Raw genomic sequence first — 5500 nt, forward strand, 5'->3', positions numbered from 1 at the left:
CGCGGCCGGGCGTCGTGCGGGACGGCGAGGGGCTCGCCGCGGCGGCGGCCCGGCTCGCCGCCGTCCGCGCCGACGCGCACGAGGCGACCGACGTCGTCGCGCAGCCGCAGACGGCCGAGTGGGAGACGACGAACATCCACCAGGTCGCGACCGCGCTGACGGCCGCGGCCACGCTGCGGACGGAGAGCCGCGGCGGCCACTTCCGCACGGACTTCCCCGCGACGGACCTCGCGTGGGAGCGCCGGGTGCTCGTCTCGCTCGCCGACGACGGCACCCTCGACGTCCGCTGACGCCCGCCGTGGCGGGTCCGCCAGGGGGCCGCGACGGGTACGGTGGGCGACCGTGAGCACCTCTGGACCCGTCGCCGCGGGCACGCCCGACGGCGCGTCGCGCCCCGGCCTCCCGTCGCACGTCGAGCCCGCCCTCGACCCCGCGTGGATCGCCGGCACCGTGGCGCGTGCCCTCGACGAGGACCTCGGCGCCGCGCCCGGGCGCGACGTCACGACGCAGGCGACCGTCCCGGCGGCGGAGACCGGCACGGCCCACCTCGTGGCGCGCGCGGACGGCGTCGTCGCGGGGCTCGTCGTGGTCGAGGAGGTCGTGCGGCAGGTCGCGGCCCGGCTCGGCCTGCCCGAGGTCGCGGTGACGTTCACCGCGCGCGACGGCGACGCCGTCGGCCGCGGGCGCGTCCTCGCCGCGCTCACCGGGCCGGTGCAGGTGCTGCTCGTCGCGGAGCGGACGCTGCTCAACCTCGCGAGCCGCGCGTCGGGCGTCGCGACGGCGACGCGCGCGTGGGCCCGCGAGCTCGCCGGCACGGGCGCGCAGGTGCTCGACACCCGCAAGACGACGCCCGGCCTGCGCGCGCTCGAGAAGTACGCCGTGCGTGCGGGCGGCGGGACGAACAAGCGCATGGGCCTGTACGACGTCGCGATGGTCAAGGACAACCACGTCGTGGCCGCGGGGTCCGTGAGCGCCGCGATCGCCGCGATCCGCCGGACGTTCCCCGACGTGCTCGTCCAGGTCGAGGCCGACACGACGGCGCAGGCGCTCGAGGCGCTGGACGCCGGCGCGGACTTCCTCCTGCTCGACAACATGCCGACGCCGGTGCTCGCCGACACCGTCGCGGCCGTCCGCGCGCGCGAGGGCCGCGACGGCGTGCCCGCGAAGGTCGAGCTCGAGGCCACGGGCAACCTCACGCTCGACCGCGCGAAGGAGGTCGCCGCGACCGGGGTGGACTACCTCTCGGTCGGCGCGCTCACGCACTCCGCCCCGATCCTCGACCTCGCGCTCGACCTCCTGCCCACGCTCGCGAGGTAGGGCTCGGGTCCGCGGGCCCGGGCGGGCGGGCCGCCGCGGGGGCGTCGGTAGAATCGGGCGTGTGACCTCCCCCGCCGGAACCCCTGCTCCTGCCGCGCCCGAGACCCCGAGCACCGTCGTCGACCCGACGACCGCCGACGACGTCCCCGAGCAGATGCAGGTCCGCCGCGAGAAGCGCGAGCGGATCCTGGCGCGCGGCGAGGAGGCGTACCCCGTCTCGGTGCCCCGCACGCACACCATCGCCGAGGTCCGCGCCGGCTGGGCGCACCTGGAGACGGGCGAGGAGACGCAGGACGAGGTCGGCGTCGCCGGCCGCGTCGTGTTCCTGCGCAACACCGGCAAGCTGTGCTTCGTCACGCTGCAGGACGGCGAGGGGAACCGGCTGCAGGTCATGCTCAGCCAGGCCGTGGTCGGCGAGGAGTCGCTCGCGGACTTCAAGGCCGACGTCGACCTCGGCGACCACCTCTTCGCGCACGGGCGCGTCATCAGCTCCCGCCGCGGCGAGCTGAGCGTCTTCGCGGATTCCTGGAAGGTGGCCGCGAAGGCGCTGCGACCCCTTCCCGTGCTGCACAAGGACCTCTCCGAGGAATCGCGCGTCCGACAGCGTTACGTGGATCTCATCGTGCGCCCCGAGGCGCGCGACATGGTGCGTTTCCGCGCCGCCGTCGTGCGTTCTCTGCGCGACAACTTCCACCGCCGTGGATATCTCGAGGTGGAGACCCCGATGCTGCAGACCGTCGCGTCCGGCGCGGCGGCCCGTCCTTTCACGACGCACATGAACGCGTACGACATGGACCTGTTCCTGCGCATCGCCCCCGAGATCTTCCTCAAGAAGGCTGTCGTGGGCGGCGTGGAACGCGTCTTCGAGATCAACCGGAACTTCCGCAACGAGGGCGCCGACTCCACGCACTCGCCCGAGTTCGCGATGCTCGAGGCGTACGAGGCCTACGGCGACTACGACACCATGGCGGCCCTCACGCAGGACCTCGTGCAGACCGCGGCGCGGGACGCGCTCGGCACCACGACCATCGCGCTGCCGGACGGCTCGGAGTACGAGCTCGGCGGGGACTGGGACGCGATCACGATGTACGGCTCGCTCTCGCAGGCGCTCGGCGAGGAGATCACGCCGGAGACGCCGGTCGAGGCCCTCGTGGCCCTCGCCGACCGCCTCGAGGTCGCGTACGACCCGAAGCGCGCGAGCCACGGCAAGCTCGTCGAGGAGCTGTGGGAGCACCAGGTGGGCGACCACCTCGTGGCGCCGACGTTCGTGCGCGACTTCCCGGTCGAGACGTCGCCGCTCACGCGCGACCACCGGAGCATCCCCGGCGTCGTCGAGAAGTGGGACCTGTACGTGCGCGGGTTCGAGCTCGCCACGGCGTACTCCGAGCTCGTCGACCCGGTGGTCCAGCGCCGACGGTTCGAGGCGCAGGCGCTCCTCGCCGCCGCGGGCGACGAGGAGGCGATGCGCCTCGACGAGGACTTCCTCACCGCGATGGAGCACGCCATGCCGCCGTCGGGGGGCATGGGCATGGGGATCGACCGGCTGCTCATGGCCCTGACCGGTCACGGCATCCGCGAGACGATCCTCTTCCCTCTCGTCAAGCCCGCGCAGCAGACCCCGGAACGGAGGGACGACGCGTGAACGACGTGCTGCCCGCCATCGGCGCGCTGATCCCGTCGGTGGGCGTCGGCCTGCTGTTCTGGGTCGCGATGCGCTACATCGTGCGCGCCGACCGCAACGAGCGTGCCGCGCTCGCGCGGCTGGACGCGGAGGAAGAGGCCCGTGCCGCTTCCGCGCAATCGTCCACGGCGAGCCAGTCGGACGACCGTGCGGAACAAATCTGACGCGTGAATTCCGGTGCGGCTTCCGGCATTTTCTCACGCGCACGGCCGCGTCAATTGACGTCGTTGTTGACCACTGGCATCCTGACAGGGCAATCTCATTCCGGTGAAGCGTGAGGAACCCACTGTGGCCCAGAAAGTCCAGGTAATTCTTGTGGACGACATCGACGGGGGAGCGGCCGACGAGACCGTGACCTTCGCGCTCGACGGCGTCTCCTACGAGATCGACCTCAGCACGAAGAATGCGCAGGAGCTGCGCGACGCGATGGCGACGTGGGTCGGGAACGCGCGAAAGGTGTCCTCGCGGCCGACGTCCAAGCCGGCGCGCCGCAGCGGCCGCAGCACGGGCGCGGCACGCGCCACCGAGATCCGCGAGTGGGCCCGCGAGAACGGCTACCAGGTCAACGACCGCGGCCGCATCTCGCAGGAGATCCAGACCGCGTACGACGCGGCGCACTGACCGCAGGCCCTGCGAGGGCCTCTCCACGACGCCGGGGCGCTCGCCCGACGGTCCACCGACCGCCGCGCGAGCGCCCCGGCGTCGTCGTCCGGCGGGCCGGCGGGGGAGAACTAGGCTCGAGGCATGACCGTCGCGACGCGCTCCCTCTGGATCGGCACCTACCCGCACCCTGCGGCGGCCGACGGCGAGGGCGTCTGGCGCGTCGAGCTCGACACGAGCAAGGCCGCCTTCACCGGGGGACGCCTCGTGATGAACGCGTCCTCGCCCTCCTTCCTCGCCCTCGCGCGCCCGGAGCCCGGGACGGCGCAGCCCGGGGACGGCCCGAGCGGCGGCGTCCTCTACGCGGTCGGCGAGACCGACGACGGCACGGTCTCCGCGTTCGCCGTGGACGCCGACGGCGGCCTCGTCCCGCACGGCCCGACCGTCCCCAGCGGCGGCTCCTCGCCCTGCCACGTGCTCGCGCGCGACGGCCACGTGCTCGTGGCGAACTACGCCGACGGCGTCCTGGGCGTCGCCGCGACGGACGGCTCCGGCGCGCTCGCCGGCCCGGCCCGCCCGGAGCCCCACTCCGGCACGGGACCGGACGCCGAGCGCCAGGAGGGGCCGCACGCGCACTTCGTCCTCGACGACGGCCGCGGCGGCGTGCTCGTCTCCGACCTCGGCACCGACGAGCTGCGCCGCCACGACGTCGACGCGGACGGCCGGGCGCCCGAGGGCGCCGCGTCGCGCGTCGCCGCGACGTTCCCGCCGGGCACCGGGCCGCGCCACCTCGCCGTGCTCGCCGGTGGATGTCTCGTCGCGGTCGGCGAGCTCGACCCGGCGCTGTTCGTGCTCGCGCCCGGGCCGGACGGCTCGTACGACGTCGTCGCGCGCTACGACGTGACCCGTGCCGCCGCGCCGGACGGCCGCCCCCACCAGCCGTCGCACGTCGACGTCGCGGCCGACGGCACGCGCGTCCTCGTCGCCGTGCGCGGGTCGGACGTCCTCGCCGTGCACGCCGTGGTGCCGGCGCCGGACGGCGGTGCCCCCACGCTCGAGCACCTCGCCGACACCCCGGTCGGCGGCGCGTGGCCCCGCCACTTCGCGGTCCTGCGCGACCCTGCCCTCGACGAGGGCGCGGACGGCACCGCGGACGTCACGCACGACCTCGTCGTCGTCGCGAACCAGGAGGACGACCCGGGCGCGGCCGACGGCGACGGACCGACGTCGAACCTCGCGCTCCTGCGCGTGGCGCGGGCCGACGGGACGGGCGAGGTGCTCGATGTCTTCGCGCTGCCCGCGCCGGCGTGCGTCGTGGAGGTGCCGCGCACGTGAGCCAGGACTGCGCGCCGTCGCCGGCGACCGACCTGCGCGTCGCGATGCTCTCCGTGCACACGTCGCCGCTCGACCAGCCCGGGACGGGCGACGCGGGCGGCATGAACGTCTACGTCACCGAGCTCTCCCGGGCGCTCGCGCGCCACGGGGCGCAGGTCGAGATCTTCACGCGGGCGACGTCGTCCGCGCAGGAGCCGTGCGTGGAGGTGGCCGACGGCGTGAGCGTGCGCCACGTCGTCGCCGGCCCGTTCGAGGGGCTCGACAAGTACGACCTGCCGGGCCAGCTGTGCGCGTTCACCGCCGGTGTCCTGCGGACGGAGGCGCACCGGCACGTGGGCTGGTACGACGTCGTGCACACCCACTACTGGCTCTCGGGGCAGGTCGGCTGGCTCGCCGCCGACCGCTGGGACGTGCCGCTCGTGCACACGATGCACACGCTCGCGCGCACGCCCTCGAGGACGCCGACCTGGTCGGTGTCGGCGGTCTCGCGCCCGAAGTAGGCGCGGTCGAGGTCGGTGACGAGGGGGAAGATCGCGCGGGAGACGGACACCCGGGGTTCGAAGGGGT

The 5500-nt window shown here is 74.5% G+C and carries 5 protein-coding genes and 2 pseudogenes; all 7 read left to right on the forward strand.

The annotated features are described in order from the left end of the window. A pseudogene (locus JZ5iCDA_RS15165) lies at nt 1-290 on the forward strand (L-aspartate oxidase); the annotation flags it as partial. A 148-nt stretch (nt 291-438) separates the two neighbouring features. After that, on the forward strand, nt 439-1317 hold the full coding sequence (nadC, locus tag JZ5iCDA_RS15170) for a carboxylating nicotinate-nucleotide diphosphorylase (protein WP_253182117.1): 879 nt from the start codon (nt 439-441) through the stop codon (nt 1315-1317). A 154-nt stretch (nt 1318-1471) separates the two neighbouring features. Then, nucleotides 1472-2959: a lysine--tRNA ligase gene (gene lysS / locus JZ5iCDA_RS15175; RefSeq protein WP_069387915.1), complete on the forward strand. Its 1488-nt coding sequence runs from the start codon at nt 1472-1474 to the stop codon at nt 2957-2959. Then, a complete protein-coding gene (locus JZ5iCDA_RS15180) occupies nt 2956-3162 on the forward strand; it encodes a hypothetical protein (protein WP_069387911.1) in 207 nt (68 codons plus the stop codon). Before lysS ends, JZ5iCDA_RS15180 begins: the two co-directional genes overlap by 4 nt. 124 nt (nt 3163-3286) lie before the next feature. Then, complete coding sequence (locus JZ5iCDA_RS15185) at nt 3287-3619, forward strand: histone-like nucleoid-structuring protein Lsr2 (protein WP_069387912.1); 333 nt, start codon at nt 3287-3289, stop codon at nt 3617-3619. 123 nt (nt 3620-3742) lie between these two features. Beyond that, nucleotides 3743-4933 carry a lactonase family protein gene (locus JZ5iCDA_RS15190; protein ID WP_069387913.1) on the forward strand — a complete coding sequence of 397 codons (1191 nt, stop codon included), beginning with the start codon at nt 3743-3745 and terminating at the stop codon, nt 4931-4933. 44 nt (nt 4934-4977) lie between these two features. After that, nucleotides 4978-5379: pseudogene (locus JZ5iCDA_RS15195) on the forward strand (glycosyltransferase); the annotation flags it as partial. Nucleotides 5380-5500 lie beyond the last annotated feature (121 nt).

Origin of the sequence: Cellulosimicrobium cellulans (genome assembly GCF_001722485.1) — a bacterium.
Taxonomy (GTDB): Bacteria; Actinomycetota; Actinomycetes; order Actinomycetales; family Cellulomonadaceae; genus Cellulosimicrobium; species Cellulosimicrobium cellulans_A.

Excerpts from the sequence above, each read along its gene's own strand:
- JZ5iCDA_RS15190 (WP_069387913.1), top strand. The coding sequence starts at position 3,743 with ATGACCGTCGCGACGCGCTCCCTCTGGATCGGCACCTACCCGCACCCT.
- lysS (WP_069387915.1), top strand. The coding sequence starts at position 1,472 with ATGCAGGTCCGCCGCGAGAAGCGCGAGCGGATCCTGGCGCGCGGCGAG.